The 17284-nt window shown below is 41.0% G+C and carries 19 protein-coding genes; 9 read left to right on the top strand and 10 right to left on the bottom strand.

The window, feature by feature from the left end; genetic code table 11:
* Positions 1-124: 124 nt before the first annotated feature.
* From SporoP37_RS04935 to SporoP37_RS16880, 5 genes are all read right to left on the bottom strand, one after another.
* Complete coding sequence (locus SporoP37_RS04935; RefSeq protein WP_231293298.1) at positions 125-1021, bottom strand: glycine betaine ABC transporter substrate-binding protein; 897 nt, start codon at positions 1019-1021, stop codon at positions 125-127.
* Positions 1018-1671 (bottom strand): ABC transporter permease, encoded by a 654-nt coding sequence (locus tag SporoP37_RS04930; RefSeq protein ID WP_085430401.1) that lies wholly within the window; start codon positions 1669-1671, stop codon positions 1018-1020. Before SporoP37_RS04930 ends, SporoP37_RS04935 begins: the two co-directional genes overlap by 4 nt.
* The gene (locus tag SporoP37_RS04925; RefSeq protein ID WP_085430400.1) at positions 1664-2800 is read right to left on the bottom strand and encodes a betaine/proline/choline family ABC transporter ATP-binding protein; all 1137 of its coding nucleotides are present in this window, start codon (positions 2798-2800) and stop codon (positions 1664-1666) included. The genes SporoP37_RS04930 and SporoP37_RS04925 overlap by 8 nt, the downstream gene beginning before the upstream one ends.
* A gap of 449 nt (positions 2801-3249) precedes the next feature.
* On the bottom strand, positions 3250-4320 hold the full coding sequence (locus SporoP37_RS04920; protein ID WP_085430399.1) for a TDT family transporter: 1071 nt from the start codon (positions 4318-4320) through the stop codon (positions 3250-3252).
* Positions 4321-4500: 180 nt separating this feature from the next.
* Entirely contained in the window at positions 4501-4644 is a 144-nt protein-coding gene (locus SporoP37_RS16880) for a hypothetical protein (protein WP_232329808.1), read from the bottom strand.
* A gap of 112 nt (positions 4645-4756) precedes the next feature.
* Between SporoP37_RS16880 and SporoP37_RS04915 the strand changes: the two genes are divergently transcribed.
* The 4 genes from SporoP37_RS04915 (at position 4757) to SporoP37_RS04905 (ending at position 7516) form a co-directional block, all read left to right on the top strand.
* The gene (locus SporoP37_RS04915; protein ID WP_081242561.1) at positions 4757-5020 is read left to right on the top strand and encodes a hypothetical protein; all 264 of its coding nucleotides are present in this window, start codon (positions 4757-4759) and stop codon (positions 5018-5020) included.
* Between the two features lie 231 nt (positions 5021-5251).
* Positions 5252-6175: a S66 peptidase family protein gene (locus tag SporoP37_RS04910; protein ID WP_085430398.1), complete on the top strand. Its 924-nt coding sequence runs from the start codon at positions 5252-5254 to the stop codon at positions 6173-6175.
* A 246-nt stretch (positions 6176-6421) separates the two neighbouring features.
* Positions 6422-6571: a hypothetical protein gene (locus SporoP37_RS17245; protein WP_099662742.1), complete on the top strand. Its 150-nt coding sequence runs from the start codon at positions 6422-6424 to the stop codon at positions 6569-6571.
* A 282-nt stretch (positions 6572-6853) separates the two neighbouring features.
* Entirely contained in the window at positions 6854-7516 is a 663-nt protein-coding gene (locus SporoP37_RS04905; protein ID WP_081242559.1) for a hypothetical protein, read from the top strand.
* Between the two features lie 126 nt (positions 7517-7642).
* On the opposite strand, the gene SporoP37_RS04900 is transcribed toward SporoP37_RS04905, so the two are convergent.
* Entirely contained in the window at positions 7643-8416 is a 774-nt protein-coding gene (locus SporoP37_RS04900; RefSeq protein WP_085430397.1) for an SDR family NAD(P)-dependent oxidoreductase, read from the bottom strand.
* A 368-nt stretch (positions 8417-8784) separates the two neighbouring features.
* Here SporoP37_RS04900 and SporoP37_RS04895 point away from each other — a divergent pair, with 368 nt between their 5' ends.
* The gene (locus tag SporoP37_RS04895) at positions 8785-10098 is read left to right on the top strand and encodes a short-chain fatty acid transporter (RefSeq protein WP_085430396.1); all 1314 of its coding nucleotides are present in this window, start codon (positions 8785-8787) and stop codon (positions 10096-10098) included.
* 613 nt (positions 10099-10711) lie between these two features.
* Here SporoP37_RS04895 and chrA read toward each other — a convergent pair.
* From chrA to SporoP37_RS04875, 4 genes are all read right to left on the bottom strand, one after another.
* Complete coding sequence (chrA, locus tag SporoP37_RS04890; protein ID WP_085430395.1) at positions 10712-11905, bottom strand: chromate efflux transporter; 1194 nt, start codon at positions 11903-11905, stop codon at positions 10712-10714.
* A gap of 15 nt (positions 11906-11920) precedes the next feature.
* Entirely contained in the window at positions 11921-12229 is a 309-nt protein-coding gene (locus SporoP37_RS04885; RefSeq protein WP_085430394.1) for a PadR family transcriptional regulator, read from the bottom strand.
* Between the two features lie 634 nt (positions 12230-12863).
* Complete coding sequence (locus tag SporoP37_RS04880) at positions 12864-13763, bottom strand: S-layer homology domain-containing protein (protein WP_085430393.1); 900 nt, start codon at positions 13761-13763, stop codon at positions 12864-12866.
* 27 nt (positions 13764-13790) lie between these two features.
* Positions 13791-14138, bottom strand: a complete 348-nt coding sequence (locus SporoP37_RS04875) for an S-layer homology domain-containing protein (protein ID WP_085430392.1) — start codon at positions 14136-14138, stop codon at positions 13791-13793.
* 184 nt (positions 14139-14322) lie between these two features.
* Between SporoP37_RS04875 and SporoP37_RS04870 the strand changes: the two genes are divergently transcribed.
* The 4 genes from SporoP37_RS04870 to SporoP37_RS04855 all read left to right on the top strand — a co-directional run bounded on the left by SporoP37_RS04870 (position 14323) and on the right by SporoP37_RS04855 (position 17102).
* Positions 14323-15108 (top strand): arylamine N-acetyltransferase family protein, encoded by a 786-nt coding sequence (locus tag SporoP37_RS04870; RefSeq protein WP_085430391.1) that lies wholly within the window; start codon positions 14323-14325, stop codon positions 15106-15108.
* A 255-nt stretch (positions 15109-15363) separates the two neighbouring features.
* Positions 15364-15777 carry a DUF1801 domain-containing protein gene (locus SporoP37_RS04865; protein ID WP_085430390.1) on the top strand — a complete coding sequence of 138 codons (414 nt, stop codon included), beginning with the start codon at positions 15364-15366 and terminating at the stop codon, positions 15775-15777.
* A gap of 147 nt (positions 15778-15924) precedes the next feature.
* Positions 15925-16107 carry a hypothetical protein gene (locus SporoP37_RS04860; protein WP_081242550.1) on the top strand — a complete coding sequence of 61 codons (183 nt, stop codon included), beginning with the start codon at positions 15925-15927 and terminating at the stop codon, positions 16105-16107.
* Between the two features lie 152 nt (positions 16108-16259).
* Complete coding sequence (locus tag SporoP37_RS04855) at positions 16260-17102, top strand: tyrosine-type recombinase/integrase (protein WP_085430389.1); 843 nt, start codon at positions 16260-16262, stop codon at positions 17100-17102.
* Positions 17103-17284 lie beyond the last annotated feature (182 nt).

Here is a 17284-nt window from a genome sequence, read left to right as displayed (position 1 = left end):
TGGATACGGTACCAGGTCCCGACACAATTTGGAAACTATTCTGAATTGCACTGAAGTTGTGTGTGTACCTGGCACCAAAAAAACAGCGCATCCTCATCTGCATAAGAGGATGCGCTGTTTCCATTCACTTTTCTTCAATGAACCCGTGATCCACCAAGAATTCCTTGGCGACTAGTTCGACCATGATGCCGTCATTATCGACTTTTCCGTTCATGATTTGCATCGTTTTTTCATCGATTTTACCTTCTAGAAGACCGAGTATTTCTTCGAGTTCCGGGTATTCTTCAAGCGTTTCATCCCGTACTAACGGCAGTGCATGGTAGGGAGGGAAGTACGATTTATCATCTTCTAACACACGCAGATTCGCAATCGCCAGCTGTCCATCTGTCGTGTAGGAGTTGATGACATTTACTTCGTTTGCACCAATCGCACGATACATCATGCCGTGATCCATTCCTTTGACATCTTTAAACTCGATGTCATATTCCTTCTCGAAACCAGGTAACCCATCTGGCCGGTCAATAAACTCGAACACGGCGCCTAATGTAAAGTCTTTGGAAACTTTCGCAAAATCACTAAATGTCACAAGACCCAGCTCTTCAGCTTTCTCCTCATCAAGTGCCAGTGTATACGTATTATTGAATCCGAACGTACCGAGTGCGGTGATATGGTCATCCGCGACAAGTCGTTTGGTCGCAGCTAATGTCTCTTCGGCCGTTCCAGGCTCTTCCTGGTAATACGTCACCACGATGGTTCCTGTATAGTCGGGGATGACATCAATATGGCCATTGGTCATAGCGTTCCAGACGACAGACGAGCCGCCAAGGTTTTCTTTGTAAATAATATCTACACCTAACCGATCCTCAATTAATTGTCCCATGATATTAGACAAAATAATACTTTCCGTATTATTTCGGGAACCGAGTCTAAGTGAATCTTTTTCATTGAAAATACAGCCTGAAAGCATGCTGGCAAGTAAGATCGTGACGAGCAATAGTATACGTTTATTTTTCAGCATCATTTCAATCCTTCCGGCGTGGTCCAGCGTTCGACTGCGCTAAAGAACGTTTCTAGGGCAATCGCAAGAATCGCAGCTGGAATTGCACCAAGTAATATCAATCCGTCTATTCCACGTGTAATTCCAAGGAAAATGAAGTCACCGAGTCCGCCAGCTCCGATGAATGCCGCCAGTGTCGCATTACCCACGTTAATAACCGCAGCTGTTCGAATTCCGGCCATAATAATAGGAATTGCAAGAGGCAATTCTACTTTAAACAAAATTTGCATGTTTGTCATACCCATACCTCTCGCAGCCTCGATTGTGGCAGGGTCAACGTCTTTAATCCCTGTATAGGTATTTCGCATAATTGGCAATAACGAGTAAAGAAATAACGCAGCAATTGCTGTTTTTACGCCGATTCCGAAAATTGGAATCATAAAACCAAGCACAGCTAAACTAGGGATCGTTTGCATAATGCCTGCCGCACCAAGGACTCCGGTTTTAAGTCTAGGTACGCGTGTAATGAGAATTCCGAGCGTTACCGCAATGAGCACTGCGAGGATCATCGAGAAGAAGACGAGTTGAATATGGATAGATGTCGCTTGGAGAACTTCCGGCCATCGTAATTTTGTTTGTTCTACGAGTTGTTGCCATATATTTAAATTATTCATGGAGATCAGCCCCCTTATCTGTCCATTGACTAGACATCGCAGAAAGTAAGGAGCCGCGGTTGACAAGTCCTGTCAGTATATGATGTTCATCGACAATGGGGATCATGCCAAACGGTGAAGTGTCCATCATGATAATGGCATCTTTCGCTGTCGCTGTATGCACTAAGAAAGGTACAGCTGGCTTCATCACTTCATCAATGGTTTTGATGCCCTCTAAATTTTTGATTAAATCGTAAGCAGAAACAATGCCAAGCAGCTTTCTTTGATCGTCTACGACGAGAAGATCCGTAATTTTTCGTTGACGTATAAGCGAAAGGGCTCGTTCTGGAGAAGTGGCAGGACGGGTGGTGACTACTTTCTCTGCCATTATTTCAGTAACAGGCATAAGTTCAGGGTTTTGGATAATTCGATGCTTACCCATAAACTCTTCTACAAAGCCATGAGCGGGTTCATGCAGCAGTTTCTCTGGAGTGTCTAACTGAAGTAAATTGCCGTCTTTCATAATAGCAATACGGTCGCCCATCTTTAAAGCTTCGTCCATGTCGTGTGTAACAAAGACAATGGTCTTCTTTAACTTTTTGTGCAGCTTAATTAATTCTTCTTGCAATTGCTCACGTGTAATTGGGTCAAGCGCACTGAAAGGTTCATCCATTAAAATAACTTCTGGATTCGCTGCAAGCGCTCTCGCAATTCCGACACGTTGTTGCTGTCCGCCTGATAATTCTTTCGGATAACGTGCGGTATAAATTTCGGGATCCAGTCCGACTAATTCAAGCAGTTCCCGTACACGTGTTTTAATTTCTTTTTCATCCCAATTTTTAAGCTGGGGTACAATGGAAATATTTTTTTCGATCGTATAATGAGGGAAAAGCCCGATTTGCTGAATGACATAACCGATATTTCTGCGGAGATCAGCGGCGTTGTAAGATTTGATATCTTTGCCGTTGATAGAAATTTTTCCACTTGTGTGTGGAATAATCCGGTTAATCATTTTCATAGTAGTAGACTTGCCTGAACCACTAGGTCCTATCAGAACAAGCAATTCACCTTCAGCAATCTCGAAGTTGACAGATTTCACAGCTTGAAATCCGCCATCGTACACTTTTGATACATTCTCAAACTTCAGCATAAGTACCTCCTGTATATAATTAAAAGTAAATCCTGATTTTTAAACGACTTTGACATACGTATGTTAAGAACGGACGTCGCCCTTTAATAAATTAAGAAAGCCGTATGGTTTAGTACTTTAACATATTAGTAAAATTTGTTCAAGTGGAAATGAAAGTAATGTCCAGTTTATCGGTCAAATCATCAATTGTTAAAGCAAGAAGCCAATGGAGTTTACCTGAAAACGGACTCTCGTTTATGAGAAGAAAAGTATGAATGATACGTGAATCGGATACTGTATTCCGAAGATAATCCAGTAAGGAGTGCTTAGCTTCACGGGGGGCTGGCAGAAGTATGAAGTGCAAGTCATAGAGTAAGAAAAAGGGGTGTTATAAGAATAACTGAAGATGCCAGGCACTCCAATTGCAATGGAGTGCCTGGCATCTTTTTATTAATCGGCTGTCAAGCAGCTTAAACAAACGCTTCCGTACTGTCCGCCCGCAGTGTACGGTATATCTGCAAGCCCATCAAAGTAACTTCAGCGATAATTAGCAGTACAATCACTGCCGGCAAGAAAAATTGAAGTGGCTGTGCCAACAGATCGATCCATTGATGCTGGCCGGCGGGAATTTGTTCGGTAAAGAAAAGAAACATGCCGAATGTAAACACTCGAGCCCATTGGGTTGGTGAATAGACAAAGATGCCTTGACGCCAGCCGAGTTTCCGAATCCGCTGAAAAGCCCATATAATTTCAATTATTTCGATGACCAGGAAGAAAATGAATGAAAGAATCCACACGATGTAAATTAGAGAGGGTGCCGCAGGATAAGCTAGTGTAAGTGCCACGCCTGTAATAGATATTGCACCGTGTAAAATACAATTCGTATTAATCCAGTTGACCGTCAAGTCTTTATCCGAAGCACTTGCATAACGGTACACAATCAGCAAAAAGTTCAGTATATAAAACAGTGAGCCAATGATGAGCAGACTGCCGGCCGGTCCTGTCCAATCCGCACGGTCAAACACATGATAGCCCGAAATGACAATGGATTGTGTGGAGACGCATGTCAGCAGCAATCCGCCATGAATTTGCTGTATATACTTTTTTAGATTTGTAAAAATGAACATATAATTTCTGATGACAAGTCCAATATAGAGTAACCAAAACGTAAAATTTATATAAAATAGAATTTCCATTGAACCGAATGTGTTTTTATCTGACAGCAAAATAAGTATAATCGACACGGATGCAATCCACGTGCCAATCGAAAAACTCGATATAGGATCTTCCACATGAAGCAAATAAAAATCTTTCTGAAACACATCGAAGAGGTAATGAATCAGTATCCAAAATGCGCCAAGAATAATCACATAAAATACGGCGCTGTTTGCAGCCGGAAAATAGACGGAACCGACGCTTTTCCATGCAATGCCCATCGACATTAGGGGAGCACCTGCTACTGTGGAAATCACTGGCTTATGTCCAAGCTTTTTAACGGCCATCGCCAGAACAAACACAGTGAGAAATAATAGTATAAACATAGTCCTATCCCTCTGCTTTGACTTTCTCTTCTTGCATAAATCATATCATATAAACATAAACCCGATGAATTCAATTTTTCCATACATATACACTTTTTTACATTGTGATTTTTCAACTAAGAAGCCAGACCCCAAAACTGTTTGGGATCCGGCACCATGCAGTAAGATATATTTTCCAAATTATTCGGGACGCAGCTTTTCCTGTTCTATCAGATAGTCAGCAATGTTCGCGCCTATGAAAAACGCGGGTGCGGAAGTATTGCCATCCGACACAAAAGGGGCAATAGAATCATCGGCGACGATCAAATCCTGCACGCCATACACTTCTCCTTTGATTTCACGAGTAATTACGTATAAAATGTAGTTCTGTACCTTTTGAAATTACTGAAGGAGTACGTTTGAATAGATAGAATACATGTTTTAGTGGAGGGTCTTTATGAATTATAGAATCAGTAACAAGCAAGTATTTGAACAAGCACAGCTGCGTTCGGTTTCAGATGTGCCGTTTACTGAAGAAGAACTTCAAAACGGTATGAAGCTGGCGACAGCCAAGGAAGACGCTACGCTGGCGCTGTATTTGGTAGAAGTAGACGGTCATAAGAAATTTGAGGTTCGCTGGGATGATTCGCACGAGCTTTTCACCGGCTGGTATTCCGCCTGGGATAATTTCACATGGTGCCTAAACATCGCGGGTAATTAATTGTACATATACTCGTGAGCTATATGCTGTAATAAAAAGACTCCGCTGGTTTATGCAAACTGGCGGAATTTTTTCGCGTTCACTGAACAAGTGAAAAAATTCTTCTGCATCTTTAGTGAACTTACGTGGTGTGCGAACTTTTTTAAGTGTCCCCAAAGTAGAATTGCACACATATGCTATTACATAAGAATATGTTTGTGCGATTCACACGGGGAGAGGAGCTGCTGATTCATGGCGACAAAACCGCAGCAATTAAAAAGGGGCGACACGATAGGGATTGTGACGCTTGGAAGTCCAATGGCGGCCAATCGTATTACGGAAGGGATTCGGATGCTGCAAACGATGGGATATAAAGTCATTGTGGGGGATCATGTGTATTCTGCTAATGGCTTTCTTGCAGCAACTCCCCAGCAAAGGGCTTCGGATTTAATGAAGATGTTTAAAAATCCGGATGTAAAGTGTATTTTACCAGCTCGCGGCGGAGTCGGGGTTGCCAGTATTTTGCCGTACCTTGATTTCAACGTGATTAAACAAAACCCTAAAATCATTTCGGGATACAGTGATATCACGATTTTATTAAATGCGTTATTTGAGTATGCAGATCTCATCGGTTTACAAAGCTTGTTATTGTTAGATTTTAATCCGGGAACTCCACAATATAATTTTAATCAATTCTTTTCAGCGGCGTCACAAATCACCGCGCCCTGGCAAATTATCAACCCGCCTGGCGTTCCGCTAATTGGAACGGTTCCCGGAAATGCCACAGGACAAATTGTAGGCGGTAATCTCACGTCGTTTCTAGGCACTTTAGGCACGTCCTATGAAATCAATACTGAAGGCAGAATTCTTCTTTTGGAAGAAACACATGAACCGGTCAATACGGTGTATCGCTACTTAAACCATTTAGCGATGGCAGGGAAATTTGACGACTGCGCAGGAATTATTATGGGACAATGCACGAACTGTGACCCAGCCTACGGGAAAAGCTACGCGGATTTGATCAATGAATTTCTAGTTCCGTTCGGAAAACCTTTATTGACCAACCTGGCGACTGCACATAGCTATTATAAAGCGGCAATTCCTATTGGAGCCAATGTTCAAATGGATACGGTGAATCGAACGCTGACGGTGATGGAGCCGGTGGTGAGAGTGTAATCAAAACACAGTACTGCATGGCTGATGACCTGACGCAGTAACTCAACGTTCCCAAGTGGTTACTGTTCTTTTACCCAGCGTATACAGCTGGTTTCCATGACAAATATTCACTAAACAGTTTTACTGATATATGAAAGGTTTAGGGGTATAATAATGTAGTAAGAGGGTCTATTTCATTAACATCAGATACAGCTACTGTGTTGAATAGATAGCTTTCAAAGACAACAAGAATAGCGGGTGAGGAAAATGGGGAAGTATCAATTAGACAGCAAAGGTAAGGCGGCTGTGGCAAAGTATCATGAAAAAAACAAGCCAGCCCAATTTGATAAAAAGCAGCAACTTGATAAAATTCGTACGGCGTATTTGGAAAAAAAGAAAAACCAAGCAGTTGATTAAATGGGTTCAGTTTTCCGTATAATACAGAAACAGTTCTGAATTGTACTGGTATTCCGTACGCAGCTGATTTTTGGCAATTACGTGTTTAAAGATGGCAATGTAGAGTACCTATGTAAGAAACAACATGAATGTTTACATGTTCATGAAGGTTTCAAGCAATAGGTGCTTTTTTGAGGCTGTATTCTGATATACGTCCTCATTTGATGATTGAGGACAGCGTGAAATGGGATTGCATGAAAAGGCGGCAGCCTAAATAAAATTTTTAACAAGGTGGGAGACACATTGAATTTATTAAATGTCAGAAAAGGGCAATTTGTTTACTATAAAAACAAGCTGCATAAAGTCTATTCTGTCAAAGCATTTTTTAAGCAGTCGATTCACCTCGTTCGGCTCGAAGATTATGAACAGCAGCTGGCAACAGCTAAAGAAATTACGCTGTATAAACCAAAGCATATGGACAGTTTTATAGTCAATCATAAACGATACACATTGCACAAGGACGTCAAGGCAAAGGTCGGAGATTATATTTTAATTATCAATCCTCAGCCAGATTCTCTGGATCACCATCACCTTCATGCGATGGAAATCGTCTCTTCAATTGAACCATATGGCGTCATCAGTAATCAGTCCAACGGGATCAAGCATAACGAGTATTGGACGATGATCCCTGGGCTGGAAGAAGGCGCAAACATCATCGACGTGGAAAATCAGGATGCAGATTATATACATGAACAAAAACAAGTCTTGCATGAAATCCATACACCAAAAACGTATGTACCTAAAATAGGCGATGTGTACCAGCGCAATAACAATGGCCCGATTCTGCAGGCGATGGTTGTAGCTATCCAGGGGGAGACTGTTTATTTAGGCGGGAATCTTGAAGTGCAGCTGGATGAGCTGACCGATGCAGATTCCTGGAGCTTTGTGCACAACATACTCAATTAATATTCTGAAGTGCTGTTGAAAGAGGGAATCCAGCCCGTGAATAGCACTAGCAGTGAGAGATCAGGTTTTATTTCTGATCTCTTTTTTTGTATGCAATTTATTTTCTCATACTTATTTTCTCACACGTTAAGACTGCATTTTACCCGCAGTATAGCCGCCGTCCACAGCAAGCGTCACGCCGCTGATTGATTTTGCAAGGTCCGAACATAGAAACACAACCGCATTTGCTTGATCTTCTGCGGTAGACATTTTACCGGCTGGAAGCGATGAAAGCACAGCTTCATATTGTTCGGGAGAAGTTTTTGCCCAATATTCAATTGCAGGCGTAATCGTTGCACCCGGCGCAATGGAATTGATCGTAATGCCTTGCTGACCGTACTCCAAGGCAACTGATTTAGTCAGACCGGCAATGGCGTGCTTAGAGGCAGTATAAGGAGCCATGTTTGGTGAACCTTCAATACCAGCACCTGACGCCGTATTAACAATGGCACCGCCGCCCGTTTTAAGCATCGCATTGACCTCATGCTTGATGCAGTAAAACGTGCCATAGAGATTTACTTGTAGTGTAATATCCCAATCCTTGGAATCCATTTCTCCAATGGGCTTTAATCCCTTGTTAATGCCTGCATTGTTATGCGCAAAGTCCAGCTTGCCGAATGTTTCAACGGTTTTATTTACAAGTCCGATTACTTGCTCCTCATCACTGACATCACATTTGAAAAAGGCTGCTTCCCCGCCTAGATTCTTGATCATTTCAACCGTTTCTTGTCCTGCCTCTTCACTGACGTCCGATATCATAACCTTTGCGCCTGCCTTCGCCAATGCAACAGCGGCTGCTCTGCCAATCCCTGAACCTGATCCTGTGACCAAACCTGCTTTTCCTTCCATAATTCCCGCCATGAAAAACACTCCTTTTTATACACGCATTTAGTAGGTTACATAGAAATTTATACATAGTAAGTAGGGTGAACTGAATGGGAAGAACACTCTCACAAAGTTTTCTATAAAATAACATACGCCCCTTTTCAAGCAAAATCAACTAGCTAGTTTAGTGTCTAACTACTTTCAAAGAGACTGTGGATGAATTGAGGTAGAGGATCGCGCTAAAAACCGAGTCCGCCGCGCCGGCCTGTGTTGTATCCGCGCTATGTAAGCGTCCCGCTGCGCCCCGATAATCCAAATACAGACAGATTCACAACTCTGACGCATATAGGCCGATTCAGCGGAATATTCTATAAGACATACAAAAATTATAGAGGGGGGTAATTATGAAACTTTTAATTAGGTGGTCCAATGCATTGATGGAACGCTACTTACCGGACCCGTATATTTTCGTAGCCATTTTGACGTTGGCTGTATTCTTGCTCGGGCTTGGATTCACCGATTCGGGGCCGCTTGACATGATCGTTCATTGGGGAGACGGTTTCTGGGGGCTTTTAGCGTTTACAATGCAAATGGTTATCGTACTGGTCGCGGGGTATGTGCTGGCTATCAGTCCGGTATTTAAGAAACTGCTAAGTACACTTGCGGGCTTGGCGAAATCACCTGGCTCGGCAATCATCCTCGTTTCAGTTGTCGCGCTGATTGCTTGTTGGATTAACTGGGGCTTCGGCCTGGTCATTGGGGCTCTATTCGCGAAAGAAATTGCCAAAAAAGTAACAAATGTCGACTGCCGTCTGTTAATTGCAAGTGCGTATTCAGGTATGATTATTTGGCATGGCGGCCTGGGGGGATCCATCCCGCTATCGATAGCCACCGCAGATCATCCATTCGCTGACATAATGGGTGTCGTTTCAACTTCTGAAACCATCTTCTCCACGTATAACGTAATAATTGTTATTACGCTGCTCATTCTTATTCCCATTTTGAACCGGTTTATGATGCCGAAGCCAGAAGATACCGTTACTGTCGATCCTAAGCTGTTGGAGGATCATATCGAAATGGAAGCAAGTACAGATAATACCCCGGCCAGCAGACTTGAAAACAGTTTGATTATTTCCATGCTGATCGGCGCAATCGGTCTTATTTATCTCATTCAGCATTTCATAACAAAAGGGTTCGATTTAAACTTAAACATCGTAAACTTTATTTTCCTAATTCTTGGCGTTATTTTCCACGGTACACCAAAACGTTTCCTTGCAGCTGTTACAACCGCAGTGAAAACAGCCGGCGGTATCATCATCCAATTTCCGTTCTATGCGGGAATTATGGGGATGATGGTTGCTTCAGGGTTAGCTGGTGTCATGTCCGAATGGTTTGTTTCTATTTCGAGTGACACTACTTTCCCGCTGTTCACTTTCTATGCGGCGGGACTTGTTAACTTTTTCGTGCCATCCGGCGGCGGCCAGTGGGCAGTGCAGGCTCCAATTATGCTGGATGCCGCGCAAACTCTAGGCGTCAGCTATTCTAAAACAGCTATGGCGATTGCATGGGGCGATGCATGGACAAATATGATTCAGCCGTTCTGGGCATTGCCGGCACTCGCCATCGCAGGACTCCGCGCAAAGGATATTATGGGCTACTGTATTTTCATTCTCTTAGTAAGCGGAGTTATTATAAGTGTCGGTTTATATTTCTTCTGAATGAATGTGAAACGACTGGGGAGATTCCAGTCGTTTTTTTGATGTGTGCGGTTTAGGTGTTACTTTGACCGGTGATTTGCACTTGTTTTAAGCAGTATTTTGCATACTTCACTATTTTTATTTGTGTGTATTAGCAGATTGCTCAGCAATTATTCTTACATTACATATTTTAATCAGTCATTTCATTTTTAAAAGAAAATTACACATTGCAGAAAAGGTTGCGTCCATTTTCAAAAGGCAGAAATAAGCTGTGTATGATGATGGAAAACGTCGCACTCATTTTATTTATAGAGATCAATATAGTTTATTTTACAACTGCTAAACCAAAGAATTTCTCACTAACATTCGATCCGAAACGTTTCGTAATTTATATATTCTGCAAGCTCATTAAAAAAATAACATCGAATTAATTAAAATTCTACGCGAATACTAGTGTGAAGTTTTGAGATATCTTCTGTTCCTTAATCGGCATATTTGCGATAGGACAACCTGTACTGCAAATGTGTAAAATTCAGGAAAAAGGATAATTCTGCTAAAGGGCCAAATTCTTGAGTTTTGGTAAATACTAAAAGACTAACAACTCGTTAGTCTTTTAGTATTTAGATATGACCATTTAAATTAAGGTCATGAGAGATCCACCTATAGCTCCAGAAACAACAATAACCCAAGGGGGAAGCTTCCAGTAGGCAAGCATACTAAATAAAATTGCAGCTAAAGCAAAATCAACAGGTGCTAAAATAGAGCTTGTCCAAATCGGAAAATAAAAAGCGGAGATTAAAATTCCAATTACTGCTGCATTTACACCCATTATTGCACCTTTAATTTTAGGGTTTTTACGCAAACTATCCCAAAATGGCAATGCGCCAAGAATAAGAAGGAAGGCAGGTAAGAAAACTGCTAACGTTGCGACTAAACCGCCCTGCCAACCTTTCATAACAGTTCCTAGATAGGCCGCAAATGTAAATAACGGTCCTGGTACTGCCTGGGTCGCACCATAACCTGCTAAGAAAGCCTCTTCGCTTATCCAACCCATTGGTACAAGTTCCTGTTCTAATAAAGGCAAAACGACATGACCACCACCGAAGACTAAAGAACCGGAACGATAAAAACTATCGAACATTGCTACCCAATAAGATCCAGTTACTTCTCTTAAAACGGGGAATAGAAACAACAAAGCGAAAAATAGCGTGAGACAGATCACAGAGACTCTTTTGGTAATAGGAAAACTTGATTTTGTTTCTTCAACTACATCATGTTTTTTAAATAAAAGGAACCCAAAGAATGCTGCAATTAAAATGACGCCAACTTGAGTAAAAGCTGATTGCCAAAGAAGAGTCCCTATAAGTGCAAATAGGGCGAAGGCTTTTCTTTTTAAATCAGGCGTCAAGTTTTTGGCCATTCCGATAATGGCGTGTGCAACTACTGCAACTGCCACAATCTTTAATCCATGTAACCACCCAGCATTTCCGATATCAGTTCCAGTGAGCAGTAAAGCAAAAAGGATAAGTGCAATTACTGAAGGTAATGTAAAACCAATAAAGGATGTAATTCCACCTAATACACCTGCCCGCATAACACCAATGCCAATACCCACTTGGCTACTGGCCGGACCCGGTAAGAACTGTGATAAAGCAACTAAATCTGCATAACTCTTTTCATCCATCCACTTTCTTCTTCGGACATATTCTTCATGAAAATAACCTAAATGAGCTGTTGGTCCACCAAAAGAGGTAAGCCCAAGCCGTGTTGAAATTAAAAATATCTCCAAAAATGATTTAATTCTACTAGTTTGTTTAGAATGATTCATTGTAAGCTCCTTTTGTTAATCTTTGATTTCTTTGAAGAGTTCATAAGCCTTTTTTCTGGCTTCAATAAGGACTAGATCTCCTTTTTCAGTTGTCGTGTAATATTTTCTGATTTTCCCGTTCACGTTCTTATCTTCTCTTATTAGAAGTCCATCAGATTCCATTGAATGTAGAATAGGATAGAGAGTTCCAGAACCGATACTATAACCGTGTTCCCTGAGTTCTTCTAACATCCATACTCCGAAAATGGGATGCTCTTTTGCGTGATGTAATATGTGTATTTGAATAAAACCAAGAAACAATTTTCGTAATACTTTATCTTCCAAACTATCACCCCCAAACACTGATATTGCACCTCAATATTGCTTTTCGATATTGAGACTATATTATACGTTCTGCTTATTTACAATGCCAAAACTAACATTTACATAATCTTTACATCACATCGAAAGAATTTCTTCCGTAAACGGGGGCGTCTGCTTCACAAGTAATCGCACCAATACCGCAATATGGGCTTATTCCTAAGAAAGGAGAATCTTAATAAACTATAAGGAAAAACATTCTTTATTTTGTTGCGGGACTCCTAACTTACTTCGTAGTCTCAACTCTTATAGAATTATTATAAAAACAAAGGCCGATTGTATAAACGGATGCTTTAACGGTACAAGATTTGTGCTTCAAACTGGCCACTTGATAGTACGAAGAGGATTCAGTTGGAATATGTTCTAATCTTTATTGGATTAATGATTTTGGCATTTATTAGTTTTATATTTTGGAGAAGTATTGTGTATTGGAAATGGTGATTAGATTTTTGTTGGCAGTAGTGTTTTAGCTATGCAAAGTTCTGTTATCATAACGTTTTTAATAAATCTCGTCTTAAAATAGAAATAGAAACTACAGTAAAAAAGTTTCCAGTATTTATTTCTGCAATCTGATCCGATCAGCAGACTTGAAGAGGCTTCAGGTTCCATGAAATAAAGACGGACCCGCAACGGCGATTTTTGCTGCTTCCTTATCATAGTAATCATACCCATCGAATATTCTTTCTACGTCAAATACATAGGTTGTTCGTTCTCTTAAAGTTTTCATATCATACTGAAATTTATCCATTTCCGGCACTTTTGCTTCAATCGCATAACGTACGTCTTCGCCTGCAGCGAATCGTACCGTTGCAATATACTTACCGGGTTCTTCGATTTTAATGCAAGTAAACCCAGTTTCGTAGCCGGCGCATTTTCCGAATGATACATTGTCAGACACTAATTTTCCATCCAGTGTAGAAAGACTGACGTTTTTAACTTCTTCATTAGGAGCTACTTGCAGCAATGCTTCGGTCGGCAAATAATCGGCCGTCTCTTCTAATGTGAGCTTTAATTCACCGTTCACTTTTTTGATATAGACATAAAACTTTTTATTCATTGGCTTGTCTGACAGAGTGCCTCTGATGTGGAGTGTGCCTTTCCCTTCTTTCAATGGGATGAGCTGAATCTTCGTTTTTGTATAACCTGGTTTTCCATATACTTCGATTGACTTATATAGATCGGTATCTGTCTTGTAAGCAACAAACTGGAGCTCATCCAGTCTGAGCGTTTCTGCTTCTAACGTTACCATCGTGGTTGGCTTGTTCTCTTCGGTTGCTTTCATTAGTTTAGCTGCTTGCCCTCTAGTTACAGGTGCGTTCACGCTGAACTTGTCAGGCGATGTCCCTGTTGTGATGCCCAGTTTATAAAGGGTCAGGATATTGGGGCTGTGTGAATCCAGTAAATGAACATCCTTAAACGGATTTTTCAATTCATAAACACTATAGCGCGGCAAGTCGAATGCTTTCACGAGAATGGATGCTAATTGCCCTCGTTTCACCGGATCATTCGGTCCATACCGTCCGTCTTAATAACCGCCAATAATATTCGCTTCCGCGAGTGCGGCAATTGCTCCGTGATAGCCGTTTGCTGTCGAGACATCCGAAAAGCCCGGATCGCTGACATTCTTTGTGTCCAGTTTGATCAACTTTGCAATAATCGCAGCGGCTTGTCTGCGTGTGATTGAATTGTTCGGTTTAAATGTGCCGTCCGGATAACCTCCAATTATATTGCGTTCTGCTAAATCATTGACCGCTTCCGCAAAATGCTTTGTAGAAGGCACGTCTGAGAATCGTTGCTTACTAGCGGCGGTGCTGGATAATGGAAGACAAAGCGCGAGTAAAAGCGCACCTGCTATCATAATGATTTTTTTCATCTACTTACTCCCTTTCTATTGTGTATTTATACATCAGCGTACAGACGGAGAATTTACGGAATAGTTTCATATTTTTTACATATTATTTGGGTGCCTGCACAATAATCATCACGTCATACTATTATCATCGCAAGAAAATTTGCTATGATGTGGTCAGCGCAACTGAAGAAAGGATGGATGAAATATGCTGCAATGGATTTCGGAACGGCTTACACTTACCGGCACACCGCTTGAGCAGATCAGCCAGGTTCAGACGCTTTTCGCCCAGCAATTCGAATTTGAAAACCTTGATGTTTTGCTTGCGAATGAAGAACCTATTACCGAGCAATACCTTCAATATAAAATGATCAAACAAGGACGCGGCGGTCTGTGCTATGAACTCAATGGATTGCTCCATATCACACTTAGAGATCTGGGCTTTCCGGTACAGCTTGCCGCAGCCACTGTCTGGGCACCGCCGCCGCGGGACAGCTACGTCTTAGACCGGACACACGTCGTGAACTTGTTTGAATACGAAGATACTCTGTACTTGATCGACAGTGGTTTCGGCAACAACCTTGTCATGCAGCCTGTCGCATTAGATGGTGAACCCGTCACTTCACCTGCCGGCACATTCCGCTTGCGGAGCGAATCGACCGAAAAAGGTACGATGGTATTCGAACAACTAAAAGACGACAGCTGGGAACTTCGCTACGGCCTCTATCCTGATTCGATAGGCTGGGCGCACTTGGATCGTGTGAAACAGCAGATCCATCACAGCCCAGAATCTTCATTCAACAAAGCGCTGCTCATTGCTAAATTAACAGATGGCGGTACGTACTCGATTAATGACGAACGTTACCATCGTAAATATAATGGCGGCGAAGAAACCCTGACGTTTCAAGATCACAGTGAATTACTTGAACAAGTCAGGGAGCATGCAGCCCCAGCCGTTTATGAAGCAGCTGTACATTATATCAAACAGAAATAAAAAAGGTGCCAGGTCCCGACACTATTTTGAATTGTGTCGGGACCTGGCACCTTTATGAAACTTTTTTAAAAAAGTATCTGACTATCAAAAGAGGAAGAGTTGCCTTTTGTAAAAGCTTTTTTAATTGAGGAATTAAGAGCTTCCGGGGACGATTGTTATGTTAACCTGTTGTATATACCGGATGAATAGGAAGGTACTGTCAAACCGGCCGATTATGTAATCAATAATTTGATTAGAGAATAGGAGCGTGCATATATGACCGAACGTAAGATGAAAGAAACTGAAAATAGTGTAATTGAATTTATTGAAATGATGGAAAATGAAAAGAAGAAGGCAGATGCTTATCAGTTATTAGAAATTTTTGAAGAGGCGACGGATTATAAAGGGAAAATGTGGGGTCCTAGTATTATAGGCTTTGGCAGCTACCATTATAAGTATGCATCAGGACGTGAAGGGGATGCACCTTTAGTCGGTTTTTCTCCAAGAAAAGCGAAAATTAGTCTTTATCTGTCATGTGAAAGGGAAGAGTTATTAGAAAGCTTTGGTAAACATACGAAGGGGAAGGCTTGTATATATGTCAATAAATTAGCAGATATTGATACGAATGTTTTAAAGGATTTAATAAAACAGTCAGTCGAGACATATCAGAATCTTTATCCGAACGAGTAAAATGATTGCCTTGTGTTTTCAATCCAATTCTATCTGGAAAAATGTTGATTTAAGTTTCACAGTTGCCAGATCAACAAACGAATACCTTCTTAAATTTATATATCGATAGACTCATAAAAATTAATTAATTATATGGAGATGTTGCAAATGAATAAAAATGAATGTCCAAAATGTAATGGCACTGAATTTGGAGAGGGTACCGATTTTATGGCAGTTAAACCGCTAGACAAAAAAATGTCAGTTGGATCGAATAAAATATTTACCTTCTGCTTAAATTGTGGAGAAGTTATTTCTGCAAGAATTGAAGACCCAGGTAAATTTCGGAAGTGAATTGTAGCCCTACTCACTTTGCTAAACCAGAGAGTATTGTCAACATATTTGAGTGGATTATGTTTTTGAAAACTAGTATCTTGCAGGGATGGATCGGTTAATTAAATTGATACTTAGTATTTACTTGATTCATAGTATGGGAGCGTGGAAATATGTTGTTGACAGAAGCTTGGGAAAAATATCAGTTCGATAAAAGAATTGAAGGCTACTCGCCGCTAACATTAAAAATGTATGGATTTCAATGTAATCTTCTAATGCGTTATTTAGGTAATATCCCCATGGACGAAATTACAGCGGATCATCTTAAACAATACTTGGGTGAAGTGGGGGTACATTTAAAACCATCGAGTTTGGGCCACCGTGTACGTTTTATTAAGCCATTATTTAGATGGACTCATGAAGAAGGGTTTATTTTAAAAAATCCGGCTGCAAAATTAAAAGAGCCTAAACTAGGAAAGCGGATTCCAAAGTTTCTTTCCAAACATGAAATTGAGCTTCTTAGAGAAGGCTGTCACACATCACAGGAGAATGCACTATTTGAATTTTTTTATTCAACAGGTTGCCGAATAGGCGAAATCGCGAAATTAAATCGTGACGATATTAACTTTGCAGGAAACTCGGTAATTGTCCATGGGAAAGGTGATAAAGAGAGGGAAGTATATTTCAATATACGCTGTGCGATTTGGTTGAAAAGATATGTAGATGAGCGCGATGATGAAGAACCATCTTTATTTGTCACAGAACGTAAACCAATACGACGAATGAGTGTGGATACTTTAAGATACGTTGTCAAACGAATTTCCAAGCGTGCCGGAATTAAAAAGACCATTCACCCGCATCGATTACGTCATAGCTATGCTACACATATGGTCGACAACGGTGCTCCACTTGAAATAATTCAAAGTCTTTTAGGTCATGAAAAGAGTGAGACGACGAGAATTTATGCTCATCTCAGCGGGAAATTAAGGTATGACTTTTACAAGAAGTATTTTTAATAGAAATGAGTTCGGTTGTCAGTCAGGGAAGAAACGTTAAACTTCAGTCTAAGAGGGGACACAATTCACATATGAACTGGTGTCTCCTTTTTAATTGTGACTCAATGCCTTAACGGGTTGTACAATTGAGCTGAAATTGCTGCATTAATTTATATGATGTCGTTAATACCAATGCTAAAAGT

The organism is Sporosarcina sp. P37, from assembly GCF_002109365.1.
Lineage (GTDB): Bacteria > Bacillota > Bacilli > Bacillales_A > Planococcaceae > Sporosarcina.
Note: the sequence above shows the minus strand (reverse complement) of the source record. Positions and strands in the feature narration are given on the sequence as shown.